The 16,401-nt window shown below is 67.3% G+C and carries 15 protein-coding genes; 1 reads left to right on the forward strand and 14 read right to left on the reverse strand.

What is annotated here, in order from left to right:
• Positions 1-69 precede the first annotated feature (69 nt).
• The gene (locus tag CY658_RS30100; RefSeq protein ID WP_180839084.1) at positions 70-531 is read right to left on the reverse strand and encodes a GNAT family N-acetyltransferase; all 462 of its coding nucleotides are present in this window, start codon (positions 529-531) and stop codon (positions 70-72) included.
• A gap of 204 nt (positions 532-735) precedes the next feature.
• Here CY658_RS30100 and CY658_RS32855 point away from each other — a divergent pair, with 204 nt between their 5' ends.
• Positions 736-882 carry a hypothetical protein gene (locus CY658_RS32855; protein ID WP_172438277.1) on the forward strand — a complete coding sequence of 49 codons (147 nt, stop codon included), beginning with the start codon at positions 736-738 and terminating at the stop codon, positions 880-882.
• Between the two features lie 25 nt (positions 883-907).
• Here the strand turns inward: CY658_RS32855 and CY658_RS30105 are convergent, their stop codons facing one another.
• The 13 genes from CY658_RS30105 to CY658_RS30165 form a co-directional block, all read right to left on the reverse strand.
• Positions 908-1,873 carry a Bug family tripartite tricarboxylate transporter substrate binding protein gene (locus CY658_RS30105; protein ID WP_101493659.1) on the reverse strand — a complete coding sequence of 322 codons (966 nt, stop codon included), beginning with the start codon at positions 1,871-1,873 and terminating at the stop codon, positions 908-910.
• A 47-nt stretch (positions 1,874-1,920) separates the two neighbouring features.
• Positions 1,921-2,301: a VOC family protein gene (locus CY658_RS30110; RefSeq protein WP_101493660.1), complete on the reverse strand. Its 381-nt coding sequence runs from the start codon at positions 2,299-2,301 to the stop codon at positions 1,921-1,923.
• Complete coding sequence (locus tag CY658_RS30115) at positions 2,298-3,281, reverse strand: hydroxymethylglutaryl-CoA lyase (RefSeq protein ID WP_101493661.1); 984 nt, start codon at positions 3,279-3,281, stop codon at positions 2,298-2,300. The genes CY658_RS30110 and CY658_RS30115 overlap by 4 nt, the downstream gene beginning before the upstream one ends.
• Positions 3,278-4,450, reverse strand: coding sequence for a CaiB/BaiF CoA transferase family protein (locus tag CY658_RS30120; RefSeq protein WP_101493662.1), 1,173 nt, complete (start codon positions 4,448-4,450; stop codon positions 3,278-3,280). The genes CY658_RS30115 and CY658_RS30120 overlap by 4 nt, the downstream gene beginning before the upstream one ends.
• A 119-nt stretch (positions 4,451-4,569) precedes the next feature.
• On the reverse strand, positions 4,570-5,343 hold the full coding sequence (locus tag CY658_RS30125; protein ID WP_101493663.1) for a hypothetical protein: 774 nt from the start codon (positions 5,341-5,343) through the stop codon (positions 4,570-4,572).
• Positions 5,343-6,041: a phospholipase D-like domain-containing protein gene (locus tag CY658_RS30130; RefSeq protein WP_101493664.1), complete on the reverse strand. Its 699-nt coding sequence runs from the start codon at positions 6,039-6,041 to the stop codon at positions 5,343-5,345. The genes CY658_RS30125 and CY658_RS30130 overlap by 1 nt, the downstream gene beginning before the upstream one ends.
• Entirely contained in the window at positions 6,041-11,308 is a 5,268-nt protein-coding gene (locus CY658_RS30135; protein ID WP_101493665.1) for a DNA repair ATPase, read from the reverse strand. Before CY658_RS30135 ends, CY658_RS30130 begins: the two co-directional genes overlap by 1 nt.
• Before the next feature lie 12 nt (positions 11,309-11,320).
• Positions 11,321-11,866, reverse strand: coding sequence for a zf-TFIIB domain-containing protein (locus CY658_RS30140; protein WP_101493666.1), 546 nt, complete (start codon positions 11,864-11,866; stop codon positions 11,321-11,323).
• Positions 11,863-14,049, reverse strand: coding sequence for a hypothetical protein (locus CY658_RS30145; RefSeq protein ID WP_101493667.1), 2,187 nt, complete (start codon positions 14,047-14,049; stop codon positions 11,863-11,865). The genes CY658_RS30140 and CY658_RS30145 overlap by 4 nt, the downstream gene beginning before the upstream one ends.
• A 59-nt stretch (positions 14,050-14,108) precedes the next feature.
• A complete protein-coding gene (locus tag CY658_RS30150) occupies positions 14,109-14,753 on the reverse strand; it encodes an OB-fold-containig protein (RefSeq protein WP_070059349.1) in 645 nt (214 codons plus the stop codon).
• Positions 14,754-14,795: 42 nt separating this feature from the next.
• Positions 14,796-15,155, reverse strand: coding sequence for a hypothetical protein (locus tag CY658_RS30155; RefSeq protein WP_180839085.1), 360 nt, complete (start codon positions 15,153-15,155; stop codon positions 14,796-14,798).
• A 2-nt stretch (positions 15,156-15,157) separates the two neighbouring features.
• Entirely contained in the window at positions 15,158-15,880 is a 723-nt protein-coding gene (locus CY658_RS30160) for a PspA/IM30 family protein (RefSeq protein ID WP_101493668.1), read from the reverse strand.
• A gap of 12 nt (positions 15,881-15,892) precedes the next feature.
• Positions 15,893-16,309, reverse strand: coding sequence for a YjfI family protein (locus tag CY658_RS30165; protein ID WP_101493669.1), 417 nt, complete (start codon positions 16,307-16,309; stop codon positions 15,893-15,895).
• Positions 16,310-16,401: the final 92 nt, after the last annotated feature.

The raw sequence follows: 16,401 nt of genomic DNA on the forward strand, positions 1-16,401 counted from the left end.
CTCCTTGATTTCGCTGCGGGAAGCACCCAGTGTCCTGTGCCCGCTGAGCGCTGTCGTGGTGCGGGGCGATCAGCCCGAGGCGCGCGTCAGCACCATCTCCATCCGAACCAGGTCCCGCAGCGGGATGCCGTTCTGCTTCGTCGCCTTGCCCCAGCGGCGCACGAAGTAGTCGACGTCGACACCGACGATGCGAAAGCCGAAGCGCTGGTAGAAGGCCAGCTCGCGCAGGCTGCTGTTGCCCGTACCGACTTCGAGGCGGTGCGCGCCGCGCTGCGTGGCGAGCAGCTTCGCCTTTTTCAGCATCGCGGTGCCGATGCCCTGACCCTTGTGCGACTCGGCCACGGCGATGTTCATGATCTCCCAGGTGTCGACGCGCGTGGCCATGAGCACCATCTGGCCGACGGCTTCGCCGGCCTGTTCGGCCAGCCATTGCTCGCCGCGCAGCAGGTACTTTTCAATCTCGGGGCGCGGGCCGTCCGCGTCGAACAGGAGTGTCCAGGGCACCGCATCGGCCGGGGTGGCCCGGCGCATCTTCAAACCCGTCGTGTGTGTGTTGCGTGCATTCCTTTGCATGACCCTATTCTGAGTTCTGAGCAGAAGTTCCCTGCCAGAGCCGCCGGATCGTTGCGAAAACGGAAACGCCGTGTCGACAAAACCTGTGCGTCATCGCACGGTGAGAGGCCTATCGTGGAACCCACGCGAACACATCGTTCGCCCCACACAGGAGCAGACACCATGTCCACACCCCTTCATTCGGAAAAGAACCTCCTTCAGCAGACGAAGCTGTCCGTGGCCCAAGCCCGCGCGCTGGCCGGGCACCAGGTGCCCGTGGCGCTCGGCCTCGCGGCGGTGATCCTCTCGGTGCTGGGCGTCAAGCCCTGAGGCTGATTGCCGCGTCGGGCCGGGCTCACTCCGGCTTGATGTCGGCGCCCTTGATCACCTTCGACCAGGCCGCGAGTTCCTGGTCGACGAACTTGCCGAGCGTCGCCGGGTCCATGTAGGTCGCGAAGGCGCCCTGGTCGTCCACCTTCTTGCGGAAGGCCTCGCTCTCGACGATCTTCTTGATCTCGGCGCTGAGCTTGCTGACCACCTCGGGCGGCGTCTTCGCCGGCGCAAACACCGCGAACCACGACTCGACCTCGTAGCCCGGCAACCCGGCTTCGGCCGAAGTCGGCACGTTCGGCATCGACGCATGCCGCTTGCTGCCCGTGTACGCCAGCGGCTTGATGCGCCCGCCCGCGAAGTGGCCGATGACCGAGGGCGGCGTGGTGATGAAGATGTCGACATTGCCCGCCACCAGGTCGTTGATGGCCGGCCCTGAGCCCTTGTAGGGCACGTGCGTGGCCGGCTGCTTCGTCTGGCGCGACAGCAGCTCGCCTGCGATGTGCTGGATCGAGCCGTTGCCCGACGAGGCGTAGAACAAACCGCCCTCCTTCTTTTTGCCGTACTCGATGAGTTCCTTCATCGAAGTCACCGGCAGCTTGCCGCTCACCGCGACCACGTGCGGCGCGCGCATCACCATCGCCACCGGCACGAAGTCTTTCGTCGGGCTCCAGCGCAGGTTCGGGTACAGCGACGGGTTGCCGACGTGGTAGCCCGAGTACTGCATCAGCAGCGTGTAGCCGTCGGGCGCGGCGCGGGCCACGAACTCGGTGCCGATGTTGCCGCTGGCGCCGGGCTTGTTGTCGATGACAACCGGCTGGCCCAGCGCGCGCTGCAGCGGGTCGGCGACCAGCCGGGCCATGATGTCGGTGGAGCCTGCAGGCGCGGTCGGTACCACGAAGGTCAGGGGTTTGGCAGGCCAGGTGTCGGCATGCGAGGCAGTGGCGGCCAGCGCGAGGCCGACCGCGAGCAGGCGGTGAACGGGTTTCATGGGTTTGTCTCCGGTGGTTTTTGTGGACTGTCTTCGGGCTGCATGTCTCAGGGTGCCAGCTCCGACATCTCGATGAGATTCAGGTCGGGGTCGCGCACGTAGACCGAGCGGATGCGCGACGTGGCACCCGTGCGCATCACGGGGCCTTCGATGATCGGCACGCCCTGCGCGATCAACCGCTCAATGACTTCTTCGAGCGGCCCGCTGGCGATGAAGCACAGGTCAAGCGACCCGGGCGTGGGCACGTCGGCCTTCGGCTCGAACTCGTGCCCCTTCACGTGCAAGTTGATCTTCTGGTGACCAAAGCGAAAGGCCTTACGCCCCGCGCCAAACGTCTCCAGCGTCATGCCCATCGTCTCCACGTAGAAGCGCACGCAGGCGTCTTCGTTCGCGGTCGTGAGCACCAGGTGATCCAGGTGGTCGATCATGCGTTCTCCTTCTGGGCTGGGCGTGCCTTCGCGCGCTCGACGATCTCGTTGAAATCGGCCGGCGGCGCATGCCGCGTGAGCCGGTGACCGGCGCGCGAGACCTGGGCGGGCAGCGCGTGCTGCACGAGCGATTCGAGTTCTGCCGCAGCGCCGATCAGCCCGTGGAGGTCCATGCCGGCGTCGTAGCCCATGCATTGCAGCATATGGACCACGTCCTCGGTCGCGACATTGCCCGTCGCGCCCGGCGCATAGGGACAACCACCGATGCCGCCGAGCGACATGTCGAGCCGCTCGATGCCCGCCTCGACCGCAGCAATGGTGTTCGCCAAGCCCATGCCCCTTGTGTTGTGAAAGTGCGCCGTCCATTCCAGCGCCGGGTGCCGCGCACGCACGGCCTCGCACACGGCCTGCACCTGCGTGGGATGGGCCATGCCGGTGGTGTCGCACAGCGTGATGCCCTGTACGCCCAGCGCAGCGAAGCGATCGATCCAGCCCTCCACCGTCTCGAGCGGCACTTCGCCTTCCATCGGGCAACCGAACACGCAGGAGAGCGACACGTTCACCGGCACCCTCGCCTGCTTCGCCAACGCGATCACGTCGGTCAGCTGCGCAAACGACTGCTCGCGCGTCATCCGCAGGTTGCTGAGGTTGTGCGTCTCGCTGACCGACATGACGATGTTGAACTCGTCGATGCGGCTTTCCAGCGCGCGCTCGGCACCGCGCACATTGGGCACGAGCGCGGTGTAGACCACGCCCGGCCGGCGGACGATGCGCTGCATCACCTCTTCGCCATCGCGCAGTGCGGGAATCGCCTTGGCCGAGGTGAACGAGGTCACCTCGATCTTGGCGTAGCCGAGCGTGCTGAGCCGGTCGATCAGCGCGACCTTGTCGTCGGTGGGAATGAAGCGGCTTTCCATCTGGAAGCCGTCGCGCGTGGCGACTTCGTTGATGAACAGTCGGGTGCCGTTGCCGGTTTTCATACAGCCTCGCTTTCGGCGCCACGCACCGGCCAGCCCGCGCCCTGCAGGTCTGCCGTGTGTTCGCCCAGTCGCGGCGCCGCGTGCGCGATGCGCCCCGGCGTGGCACTAAGCTTGGGCACCACGCCCGGCACCTTGAGCAGCGCCCCGTCGGAGCCGCGCGCCTCGACGATCATCTCGCGCGCCAGGTACTGCGGATCGGTCGCGATGTCGGCCACCGTGTAGATGCGCCCGACCGGCACGCCCGCCGCATCGAGCACGGCCAGCACCTCGTCGCGGCTGCGCTGCAGGGTCCAGGCCTCGATGGCGGCATCGATCTCTTCCACGCGCAGCACACGGCCGTCGTTGTGCACGAGGCCGGGGTCGTTCTCCAGGTCCGCGCGGTCGATGGCGCGCATCAGCCGGCGGAAGATGCTGTCGCCGTTGCCCGCCACCAGCACGTAGTGGCCGTCGCTGCAGCGGTAGGCGTTGGTCGGCGCGATGCCGGGCAATGCGCTGCCGGCCCGCTCGCGCACCGCGCCGAAGGCGTCGTACTCGGGCAGCAGGCTTTCCATCACGTTGAAGACCGATTCGTAGAGCGCCACGTCGATGAACTGCCCCTCGCCGCCGTGCGCCGTGCGGTGGTGCAGCGCCGTGAGCACGCCGATCACGCCGTGCAATGCGGCCAGCGTGTCCCCGAGCGAGACGCCCACGCGCACTGGCACCCGGCCCGGCTCGCCGCTGAGGTAGCGCAGCCCGCCCATCGATTCGCCGAGCACGCCGAAACCCGGCTTGTCGCGGTAGGGGCCGGTCTGCCCGTAGCCCGAGATGCGCAGCATGATGAGCCGCGGGTTCAGCGCGTGCAGCTGCTCCCAGCCCAGGCCCCAGCCTTCGAGCGTGCCGGGCTTGAAGTTTTCGATCAGCACATCGGCCTCGAGCGCCAGCGCGCGAACGGCCTCCTGCCCTTCGGCGCTGCGCAGATCGAGGCACACCGAGCGCTTGTTGCGCGACTGCACCTCCCACCACACCGAGGTGCCGTCGCGCAGCAGCCGCCACTTGCGCAGCGGGTCACCGACGCCGGCGGGCTCGACCTTGATCACGTCGGCGCCGAACTCGGCGAGCGTCTTGCCGGCGAAGGGGCCGGCGATGAGCTGGCCGAGCTCCAGCACCTTCAGGCCTTCGAGTGCGTTCATGTCTTTCTCTGTCTCCAAGTGGGTTGCCCCTACTCTAGAAACAGATGGCGATGAACGGAATTGCTCTGATGGCAGCAGGCCTTCGCGAAACGCGAAGGCCATGCAATGCGCCCTGCTCGCTACCTCTTCTTCAGCGTGGACGCAGGCTTGGCAACCACCGGCGGCGCGGCCGGCGTCTTCACCCAGCCGCGCAGCATCACGCCCAGGCAGATGCCGGCCGCGAAGATGAGCCAGTACACCCACGACGGCAGGTTCTCCACGCCGCTGTGCAGGTTCATGCCGAAGGCCGCGCCGACGGCCATCAGCGGAAAGGTCAGCGCGGCGATGGTGTTGAGCTTGTGCTGCGCACGGCTCATCTCGATGGCGGAGCCCGCCTGCGCCTCGGCGGCGCGTGCGAGCCGGTAGTCGAGCGACATGCGCGTGTCGGCCAGCAGCAGCTCGAAGCCGCGTGCAATTTCCACCGCAAGGTCGCGCTGGTCGATGAGCATCAGATCGCCCTTCACGGCATCGCGCGCGGCCTGCAGGGCGTCCTGCATGTTCCGCGCGGCGCGGGTGAGCGGAATCAGCGGGCCGAGGATCTGGAACAGGTCTTCCGAGGTCTCGGCGGCCTGATGGCGGATCTCGAAGGTGCTGAACGCGGCGCGGTAGCTGTCGAGCAGCTTGGCGAGCGCGCGCTCGCCGGGGTTGTTGCCCTTGTGCAGCCACGCGCCGTCGGGCTTGCGCAGGAACACCACGGGCTTGCGCTCGGCGCCGGTGCCCGAGGGCGGCTCGTGCAGGATCACCATCAGGTGCTCCTGCTCGTGGATGATGCGCTGCGCGCCGTAGGTGCTGCCGCCCAGCCGCTGCTGCATGGCGGCGGGCAGTTCCCAGTCGTAGTCGATTCGTCTTGCCATCAGGGGGCCTGCAGTTCTTTCCACAAGGTGTCGAATTCGTCCGCGAAGCGGCGCACCAGCGGCGGGTCGTTGCTCAGCACCAGGTTCTCTTCGTTGAACTCGCAGGCGCTGCGCGTCCAGTTGTAGCTGCCGTTGAGCAGCCGCGCGCCGTCGAAGAGCGCGAACTTGTGGTGCATGTGGGCCTCGGTACGGTCCACCGCCACCGGAATGCCCGCCGCGCGCAGCTGGCCGACGTCGCTGCCACGGTCGAACTCCTTGTCGTTGTCGGTGACGAAGCGCACCGTCACGCCGCGCCGGTGCGCAGCCAGCACTTCGGCGGTGATGCGGTCGTCCGACAGCGTGAACACGCACAGGTCGACCGCACGCTTCGCCGTTCTGAGTTGTTGGTTGATCGCCTGCAGGCAGGCGGTGCCCGGGCTGAAGTAGGCCTGCGAGCGCACGGTGACGCTGTCGGGCGAGCGGCCGGTGTCGATCGCGCGCACCACGCCTTCGAGCCACTTGAGCAGCGACAGCTGCTCGGGGTCGGCGGTGCGCGAGCGCACGAGATCGAAGGCGCGGTTGCGCAGCTGGCGCAGGCCGTCCTCGGGGGGCGAGGCTTCGCGCAGGGTGTGGACCAGCACGCGGCGCTCGTCGTCGCTCAGGCGCGCGTCGGCCATCGTGGCGTCGAGCTGGGCCAGCAGTTCGGGCAATGCGGACATCAGTGATCCTTGTCGGCTTTGGGTGGGGCTGGAGGCGGAGGCGCGCGCTTGGGCGCCGCCCGCGAGGCCTGCACCTCGGCGGCGAGGCGCTCCATGTCCTGCTTGATCGAGCGGTCGAGTTCGAGCCGGCGCTCGGTGGCCGTCACCAGCGGCAGGATCAGTTCGCGGTAGGTCACGGCGATCTGCAGCATGGCGTCGGCCAGGCGCTGGCCTTCGCTCGGGCCTTCAACCGGCGGCGTGGGCTCGGGCTTGAGTGCATCGACCGCACGCGCCACGTCGAGCATGCTGCTCGCGATGCGCTGGCTGCCGTCGACGTCGGCGCCGCCGAGCTTGCGCTGGCGCACGAACTCGTCGCAGATGGCCGTCCAGCGCGCGCTTTCCTCGGGCGTCGGGCTGCCGAGCAGTTGCGCGAGGCGCAGCAGGTTTTCCTCGGCGCCGGTGGTCAGCGTCTGGGCCTCGCCGCGGTAGTGGTCACGCAGCAGCGCGTCTAGTTCGTCGTCGCGCATCAGCGGCGTGATCTTGCCCGCGAGCTTGGTCATGTTGCGGTAGCTGCCCTGCAGCTTGAACGGCGGCGCGGTGCGGTAGTTCTCCTGCTGCGCGGCCGATGCGATGTAGGCCAGATTGACCTTCAGCAGCAGGTCGCGCGCACGGAACAGGCGCTGCAGCAGCGCCTTGATCTCTTCCAGCTCGACCGAGCTGTAGGCATGCGACAGCGCGCTGCTCGGCACGTCGTGGCCCTGCGCCATCTTCACCAGCAGCTGCACGTCCTTCGGGTCGCGCGAGGCCAGCGGCATCAGCGTGGGGTTGGAGGTCAGGCTGTTTTCGATGTACGAGAGCGCGAACGCCGCCTCGCGGCCCGAGAGCACGTCGCCCAGGTTGTAGATGTCGGCACGGTTGGCCAGCATGTCCGGGATCTTGAACACGTCGCCCGACTCGGTGTACGGGTTGCCCGCCATCACGATCGCAAAGCGTTTGCCGCGCATGTCGTAGCTGCGTGGTTCGCCGTTCCACACACCCTCGATGCGGCGCGTGCCGTCGGCCAGCGCGATGAACTTCTGCAAAAACTCGGGGCTGGTGTGCTGGATGTCGTCGAGGTACAGCATCACGTTGCTGCCCATCGCCAGGCCGAGATTCAGCTTCTCCAGCTCCTGCCGCGCCGCGCTGTTGGGCGCGTTGGCCGGGTCGATGGCCGTGACGCCATGGCCCAGTGCCGGGCAGTTGATGCGCACGAAGATCAGGCCGAGGCGGTCCGCCACGTACTCCATCAGCGTCGTCTTGCCGTAGCCGGGTGGCGAAATCAGCAGCAGCAGGCCCATGCGGTCGGTGCGGCTGCCCTCGCCTGCCGAGCCGATCTGCTTGGCAAGGTTGTCGCCGATGATCGGCAGATACAGCTCGTCGATCAGCTGGTTGCGCACGAAGGTCGACAGTGGCTTGGCCTGGAACTGGCTGAGCTTGAGCCGCGCCTTCTCGCGTTCGAGCAGTTCGTGGCGCAGGCTGTGCAGCGCCTCGTAGCCCGGCACCGCGTGCAGCGTGTGGAACAGGAAGCGGCGCCAGAAGTCGTTGAGGTTCAGCGTGAGCCGGCCCTCGACCACGCGCGGGTGCTCGCCACGCAGGCCTTCGACGGTGCGGTCGAGCGCCGCGTTGACGCGGGTTCGCTGCAACGGCATCGCCAGCACGCTGGCCGCGTCGTCGATCCAGTCGATCGATTGCGGTGCCTGGTGCGTCGCGTAGGCGCGCACCCAGTCGCGCGCCAGGCGCCAGCGTTCGGCCGGCGGCGCGGCGTCGAGGTCGTGCTGCCATGCGTCGCGCCGGCCACCACGCTCCAGCTCGCGCAGCAGCGCGGCCGCAAGGTCTTCGCCCGCGCCGGACACGGCCCAGGTGTCGCCGCCATGTTCGCTGGCCAGTTCGCGCACGAGGTACGCAGCGGCCTGATCGCACAGCGTGGTCACGCGGCCGTCGTGCGCGTCGCGTGTTTCATCGCTCGCGGTGTCGGCCACAGGCAGCAGGTCGGGCACCACGTCGCGGGCGAAGTGGTTCAGGGCACGCGCGATGTCGGCTTCGAGCTGCTCCAGCGCATCGCGCCGGCCGAAGAGCGCCAGCATCTGCATCGCGGCGCGCGCGCGGCGCAGCATCGATTCGCGGTGGGCGATCAGGTGGCCGTGCTGCCAGTAGAGCAAGGCCAGCGCGCGTTCGGTCGGGCCCCAGGCGAGCAGGCCCGCCTGGTCCTGCATGCCGACGAGCGCGCCCAGCAGGCGCATCGCGTCGTCGTCGTGAATGCCCTTCTGGTAGCCCTCTTGGTACCGCGCCGCGGCAAAGCGGCGGACCATTTCGAGCAGCTGCGGGTGCAGCGGGTCTTCGGCCAGCAAGGTGAGAACCTCGGCCCAGCTGCGCTCGGTCTTGCCGTCGAGCAAGGCTTCCAGCAACCGGCCGGCCAGGTACTCGGCGCGCGACAACTCGGGCGTTTCGGACACCAGCGACTGGTTCCAGTAACGCTGCAGCGGCAGCAGCCGCGGCTCATCGACCGGGCTCTGGTAGTCGGTGCCCGTGACCTGGTAGGCCATACCCTCGTCGCGGGCCACGAGTGTCAGGTCGACCGGCTGGCGGTGCACGGTGAAGGCGTGGCGACCCAGGCGCAGCGTGTCGCCGCCTTCGCTCACCAGCTCGCGCTTGTCGCGGATGGAGCGCAGCGCCTGGTCGCGCGCGGTCTTCAGGCGCGTGTCGAGTTCGTCGGCCTGCACCGCGGCGCCCAGCGTGCGCAGGTCGGCGATCAGCGTGTGCAGCTTGCCGATCATCGGATCGGCCGCGAAGTAGCTGTGGACCTGCGTCAGATCGCCGAACTGCGCGATGCGGCGCGGAATGCCGTCGAGGATGCGCCCTGCCGCATCGACCACGCCCTGCGCGCGGCGCTGACGCGCTTCCACCAGGCTCTGGCGGCGCGCGGACAGCGCTTCGTACACGGTCTCGCGCTTCTCGGCGATGTCGGCCAGGAAGTCTTCCTGCTCGGCGAAGCGGCCTTCGATTTCTTCGAGCTGGGCCAGCAGGCGCGTGAGCGCGTCGTCGCACTTCTCGGGCGTGTCGGCGAACTCCAGCGCGTTTTCGACCGCCTGGCTGAAGAGCTTGAACTGCGCGCCGAACTCGGCCCGCGCTTCGGTCGCGCCCAGCGACTTGCGCCGCATGCGCGCGTCGGCGCGCATGCGGTTGATGTCGGCGTAGATCAGCGAGATGCGGTCCAGGATCGAGGTGCGGATCACCGCATCGCCGCCCGGCAGGCTGCCGAGCTGCTCGGTCAGCAGGTCGAGGCCGGCCGCTTGCTCATCGAGCGTGACCAGCATCTGGCCGAGCGCGGGCGACGTGGCGAGGTTGGGCAGTTCGAGCGCGAGCTTGTCCAGCGCCTGGCGCTGGCCGTTGAAGGCGGTGTCGGCCGCCAGGAACTGCATGGCGCGCTCGCCGATGCGTTGCTGCTCGGCCTCGAGCGCGGCGTCCATGGCGGCGATGCGCGGCAGGTCGGCGTAGCGCAGCTCCTTGAGCATCTGCAGCGCGCCGCGCCGTTCGCGCAGGCGACCCAGCGCCTTCACGAAATCGTCGGGGGCGCGCCAGAGCGTGCTGGCAATGTCGACCATCAGCGCGTGCTGCTCGTCTTCCGCACGGGCCAGCGCGCGCGCGGTTTCGCGGCGGATGGTGTCGACCTTTTCGAACTCGGCCAGCGTGCTGCGCGCCACCTCGGCGATGCTGCGCAGCTCGCCCATGAGGCCTGCGGCCTCGGGCGCGTCGAGCCAGAAGTAGGCGTCGCTCACGCGCGTGCACTGGCGGATCAGGTCGTCGTAGGCCGCGCGCGTGGGCGCCTGCTCGCGCACCGCGCGGGCGATGCCCATGAGGTCGCTCACGCCGCGCACCAGCTCGGCATTGCCGATCTTTCCGAAGAAGCCGGTGGCGGGCGGCTGCGCGCTCACGTGCTCTTCGCTGGCGAAGGGCGTCTGCCACAGCTGCATCGGGTGCACGCGCGTGGGCTCGCCGTTGTCGCCGTTGAACACCAGGATGCGGCCGTCGGCAAAGCGCGCGTAGCCGTTGGCGATGATCGGCGTGGCGAGCTTCTTGTCGATCAGGTTGTAGTTGAAGAGCGCGTAGCGCCCCGGCTTGCGGTCGTAGAACACATAGGCCACGTCTTCGCCGTTGGGCGAGCGCAGCATGCGCTTGAAGCGCAGGCTTTCGACCACCTCGGCCGGCAGATCGAAGCGCTTGTGCTCGCCCGACTGCAGGTAGTAGCCGCCGGGAAAGATGATGCCGTGGTCTTCGGGCAGCTGCACGCAGGAGCCGCCGATGGCGTCGATGCGCTCGACCTGCTGCGTGCGGATGTTGAACACCAGGTAACGCGTGGTCTGCTCGCGGTAGGGCTTCACGCGCAAGAGGATCAGCATGCCGAGCTTGGCCCAGGCGATCTCCGCATCGGTGAGCGACTGGCTCTTGTCTTCCACGGGCTCGCTGTAGATGCCCAGGCCGGTCTCGGTGTTGTTCTCGATCTTGATCGTGAGGTCGCCGCCCAGCGTCTCGACGAACACGGTGTCGAGCACATTCACGTGCGGGTGCTTGCCGCCCACATGGTCTTCGCGCGTGGCCACGGTCCACTCGAAGTCGTGACTCGCGGGCAGCGCAATGTCGCGCTCGCCGCGGTTGTCGACGTAGTGGATGCTGCCGTCGCGCTCGATGGCCCAGCGGAACACGCGCACGTCGCTCAGCTGCTGGCCGATCTGGAACGAGGCGAGCAGCTTGTCCTGCGTGACGCGCAGCTGCAGCAGCGTGGCCTGCTTGTAGTAGGCGTAGAGCTCGCGGAAGTCGGAGACGAAGCGCGTGTCTTCCAGGAAGGTGCCGGCCAGCGGCACGGGCTGCAGTTCGTCGTTCTCGGTGGCGGCTTCGCCCGGCGACGCGAGGCGGTACAGGCCGAACACGTCGCCCACGGCCGTTTCCTTGCGCAGGCCGATGAAGACGTTGTAGCCGAACAGCAGCAGGTCGCCGATGCGCACGATGTCGCGCGCCACGGCGTTGTTCTCGGTGCGCGCGCGGGTGCGCAAGATGAGCGTCTGGTCGGAGCGGCCGAACTCGGCGAGCCGCTGCTCGTTGAGCGCCTGCGTCTTCTTGAGCAGGCCTTCGCCCTGGGTCTCGAGCCGCTTCTTCAGCAGGTCGTAGCTGCCGCTGCCGGAGACCAGCGCTTCGGTGGCGTCGATGGGAGCCTGGGCGCCGGGCGGCGCGCCGGTGTCGTCATTGGGTTGCATGGATCGGCGCGGTCAGTCCGCGCGCAGCAGTGCGAGCAATTCGTCGCGGTGAGGCTGGGTGTCGAGCCAGGTGCGGATGCGGTCCAGCTCGTCGATGCAGTCGTCGCCGTAGCGGCGGCGCAGCGCGGCAAGGCGCGCCTCGCGCACCTCCTCGGTCTGCAGCCGGCGCTGCCAGCCGTCGGACAGCAGCTCGTCGAGCCGGCCGGCCAGGCCGCGACTCACGAGGGCGCGCCATTCGCCCTGGTCGAACCAGAGGTTCTGGCAGGCCACGCAGCGGTCGATGCGGAAGTCAGGCCCGGCGCTCACGCGCAGGCGCTGCATCAGCCGCTCGCACTCGGGGCAGTGGCGCACGGCGGCGAGGTCGAACACCTCGATCACTTCGTCGTCGACCTCGTGCGGCACGCGCTTCGGGTCGGCGGCTTTCCAGGCGCGCCAGTCGTCCATGCCCATCACCATGCCTTGGCAATCGCCGCATTGCACGCCCAGCAGCGCTTCGGCCAGCGCCACCGGCTGCATCGACGCGTGGCCGGCGCAGCTGCACTTCAGGTTCGGATTCACTGCGCGTTTCCGTTCAAGGGGCGGAAGGTGGAGATCAGGTTCTGCAGCGCCGACTTCTGGCTCTCGGTGCCGTCGTTGGCGATCTTGCTCATCAACGAGGCAACGCTGAGGTTCTGGATTTCGCCCGACGAGTTGCCCAGCGCGCCGACGATGTCGCGCAGGTCTTTCACCACGTCGCGCTCGCCCGAGAGCTGCTCCTTGAAAGCGACCTGCACCGCCTGGCTCTTTGAAATGACGCCGTCGATGCCCTTGCCCACGGAGAGCGAGCGCACGAAGCTGTCGAAGTAGTCGCCCGAGCCGCCCACGATGTCGATCTTGGCGTTGGCGAGCGCGGTGCCCAGCACGTCGGCCTGTTCCTTGGCAATGGACGTTTGCGCGTCGATGCCCTTCATGGTTTCGATGTGCGACTTTTCCAGGCGCATGCGGAACTCTTCGTGGTCGCGCGTTTCGGGGCTCATGGACTTCATGGCCTCGAACTTCTCGTGCAGGCCCTTCGCCTCGGCGTTGAAGCGCGCTTCGATCACCTGCGCATCGGCCTGGCCCGACTTGAGCGTGGCTTCGGCATCGGCCGTGCGCACGTTCACATCGGCAAGGCCGAGCTTTTCCTTGCCCGAGGCTTCGGCGTCGAACTTGGCGCGCATGCCGGCCGCTTCGGCCTGCGAGCGCGCTTCGATGACCTGCGCGTCGGCCTGGCCGGCCTTGAGGATCGCGTCGGCATCGGCCTGGCGCACATGCACGTCGGCCAGGCCCAGCTTTTCCTTGCCCGAGGCTTCGGCCTCGAAGGTGGCCAGGCGCGCCTGCGCGGTGGCGATCTCGACCTTGGCGGCGGCGAGGCCCGGCGCGGCGGAGATGGCTTCCATGCCCTCGGCTTCGCGCTTCTTCGATTCGGCGTCGCGCTCGGCCACCTTCAGCTTGGCATCGGCCAGCGTGAGTTCTTCGGCCGCCTTGTGGCGCGCGCGCTTTTCCTGGGTTTCGGCCGCCTTCACGTCGATCACCATCTTCTCGTCGGCCTGGCCCTCGGCCATGATCACGACCGACTTCTTGGTGCGCTCGGCTTCGGCGACCACGCGCAGTTCCTTGATGGCTTCTTCCTGCTCGGCGACCGTGCGCTCGACCACGATGCGCTCGCGGATCACGTCGGCAATGGCCTTCTTCTGCACTTCGACGGCCTTGTCCTTCTCGATGCGCTGCAGGGTCACTTCCTTCTCGCGATCGACAATTTCGAGGTCGCGGGCACGCGTGACCTTTTCTTCCTCGACGGCCACCGCGCGCTTGCGGTTGTTCTCGGCCACTTCCTTCTCGCGCTGCACGTTCTCCTGCTGCACGGCGACGGTCTGCTCCGAGAGCAGGCGCGCGGTTTCTGACTTGGTGCGCTCCTCGGACTGGATCTTGGAAGTTTCGGCTTCCTCGCGGGCACGCACGCTGGCAATTTCGCGGTGCTGGCGCGAGGTGGCGTCGGCCTGCTGGCGCTCGAGTTCGAGCAATGCTTCCTGCGTTTCGACGTTCTTTTTCTTGATCTGCATTTCCTCGTTGCGGCGCAGCTCGTTGGTGCGCACGTGCTCGACCGCCGTCAGCTCGGTGATCTTCTTGATGCCCTGCGCATCGAGGATGTTGTTGGCGTCGAGCTCCGACAGCGGCGTCTGCTCGAGGTAGTCGATGGCGGCGTCTTCGAGCACGTAGCCCGAGAGGTCGTTGCCGATCTGGCTGATGATCTGGTCACGGAAGCCGTCGCGCGCCTGGTACAGGTCGACGAAGTCCATCGACTTGCCGACCGTCTTGAGCGCTTCGGAGAACTTGGCCGAGAACAGCTCTTCGAGCGTCTCGTGGTTGGAGGCCCGCGCGCAACCGATGCCCTGCGCCACCTTCAGCACGTCGTCGGCGGTCTTGTTGACGCGCACGAAAAACTTCACCTTGATGTCCGCACGGATGTTGTCGCGGCAGATCAGGCCTTCGTTGCCGGAGCGGTCGATTTCGATGGTCTTGACCGAGATGTCCATCAGCTCGGCCTTGTGGATGATCGGGTAGACCATGCGGCCGGTGAAGGTCACCTCGGGCTCGGCGCGCAGCGTGTTCACGATGAGTGCGTGGCCCTGTTCGATCTTTCGATAGAACTTGGCGAACATCGCGAACAGGCCGAGGATGACGACGGCCAGTATGACCACGGCAAAGATGATGGGCTCCATTTTTTCTCCAGATGCTTTTTAAGAGCGAGCGAACGAACTTGGGTGAGGAAGGTGTGCGGTCAGACGATGTCTTCGTGCGCCGCGATGAGGTAGCGCGCGGCCACCTCGTCGTATTCGAGGATGAGCGCGTGCGAGCCGCGCTTGAGGGCGTTGGGCGTGGGCGCCCAGACGCGGATGTTGAGGCTGGCGCCGCGGCGTGCCACTTCGGCGCGGCCGTCTTTCTCGTTCACCACGCCGGTGACGACGCGGCAGACCTGGCCCACCAGCGCCGCATTGCTCACGGCCGTGTGGCTCACGAAGAGACCCTTGAGCGGACGGATGGCCACCGCCGTCACCGGAATGGCGAGCGCCGCGCTGACCACCAGCAGCACCGTGCCGGCCACCAGCTTGAGCACCATCGTCGGCACCAGCGGCAGCAGCCACTCGCCACCCAGGCACGAGAGCGTCCAGGCCACGAGCACCAGCAGGCTCACGGCCACCGAGAACGGCACGCCGTTCAGGCCGAAGGCGACCACGTAACTCGCGATCTGGCCCATGTCGCTGGTGTCGCCGTCGGCATGCGTCTGCAGGTCGACGTCGATCCCGCTGCTCTCGAAGTCGACCATGCCGACCACCGCGAGCACCCAATAGATCACCACGACGCCGAGCAGCACCGTGTAGATCGCGGTGGGGTACCCCGTCACCGCTCCCATGAAATCGCCCATTGATCCTCCCGCGTGCGGGTTGGTTGTTGTTCTCTTTTCTTCTTACCTGCCGCCCGGCTTCTTTGTGCCGGTGTTCTTCTTGTTCGCCTTGCCCGCAAAGGCAATCAGTTCGCGCGTGGCCTTCTCCTTGATGGCCAGGCGGTCGTCGGGTGCCAGACCATAACGCGCCGCCAGAAATTCGTAGTCGGCCGTGTTCAACGACACCGTGAGGCGCGGCCGCTTCGGCTTCGAGGTGGTCGCCAGGCCCAGCACCTGCCGGATCTGGTCGGGCGTGGACACATGCTGCTCGAACGCCGCGGTGCGCACCGCCTCGAGCACGGCCTCTTCCACGTCGAAGGCCACCTGGACCGCGCGGATCGCCTCGTCCGAGCCTTGCCAGCGAACCGGCTTGACCCGCACCATGGTCACTCCTGAGCCGGTTCGGACGGTCCGGACGGCGTGGCCTGCCGGGCGCGGATGCGCTCCATGACCTTGCCGGTGCGGTCGGCGTCGTTGCCGATGCCCGCCGCGGCCAGCTTCTTTTCGAGCGCACTGTGGCCGAACTCGTCTTCGAGCTGCTGGCCCGCCGTCATGCGGTCGGAGAGGTCTTCATGGCGCGAGCGGATGCGCTCCAGCGACTCGCGCGCGCTGGCCAGGCGCGAGCCGCCGCTGCCGATGTTCTCGGAGATCGACTGCGTGGCGCGGTAGACGCTCTCGGTGGTCTTGGCGATGCCGATCTCGCGCTCGTGCTCGCGGATGCGCGCCTCGGCCGACTTGATCAGGTCCTTGAGCCGCGACACCTGCAGCGCGTAGGAAGCATGGGCCTTGGCCTGCTCCTCGAGTTCCTGTTCGAGCGTGCCGACCTTGGACGCCACGTCGAGCGCCAGGCCTTCCTGGGTCTTGTTGAGCGCTTCGAGCGCCAGGCCTTCGTAGCGCGTGACCTCGACCTTCAGGCGTTCGATTTCGCGGGCCGACTGCATCTCCTTGGCCATCACGCCCGTGAGGTCGCCCTTGGCCTTCTCGATGCTGTGCTTGGCGTCGAGGATTTCCTGCTCGTAGATGCGCGTGGCATTGCTGTCGATCACGCTCTCGCCGATTTCGCGGGCGCTGCCGCGCAGCAAGGTGACCAGCTTCTTGATGACTGTCATGGTGATCTCCGCTTAGTTCAGGAATTCGGACAAGGCGTCGAGTGCATCGAGCGCGTTGTCGCTGAGCACGGCCACTTCGCGTGCGATGTCTTCCACGCTCGCATTGCGCCCGAGCGCCCCGGTGAGCACGTAGCGGCCACCGACGCGCCCGAAGGACGACAGCGGCACCGACGGGTTGAGGTCGAGCAGCGATTCGAGCAGCTCGGTGCGCCGCGCGGGTTTCACGTCTTCCTCGGTCCAGAGGTAGCAGATGCAGATGATCTGCATGTCGGAACTGGTGACGAAGATCGGCAGCTCATCGCGCCCTTCGATGCTCACCTGGACCACGGGCGTGCTGCCGGGAATGGGCTGCAGCTGCACGGGCAGCCCGCCCATCGCCGCACCGGCCAGCACATCGAGGCCCTTGAGTTGATCGAGCAGTGATTGCATACCTCTCCTTTGGGTTGTCTACCGTTGGAAGCGCGCGATGCTTCGCTGGATTCACTATAGGTGCAGCGACATAACATGTCAAAAATTCTTTT

The organism is Variovorax sp. RO1, assembly GCF_002849325.1.
Classification (GTDB): Bacteria; Pseudomonadota; Gammaproteobacteria; order Burkholderiales; family Burkholderiaceae_C; genus Variovorax.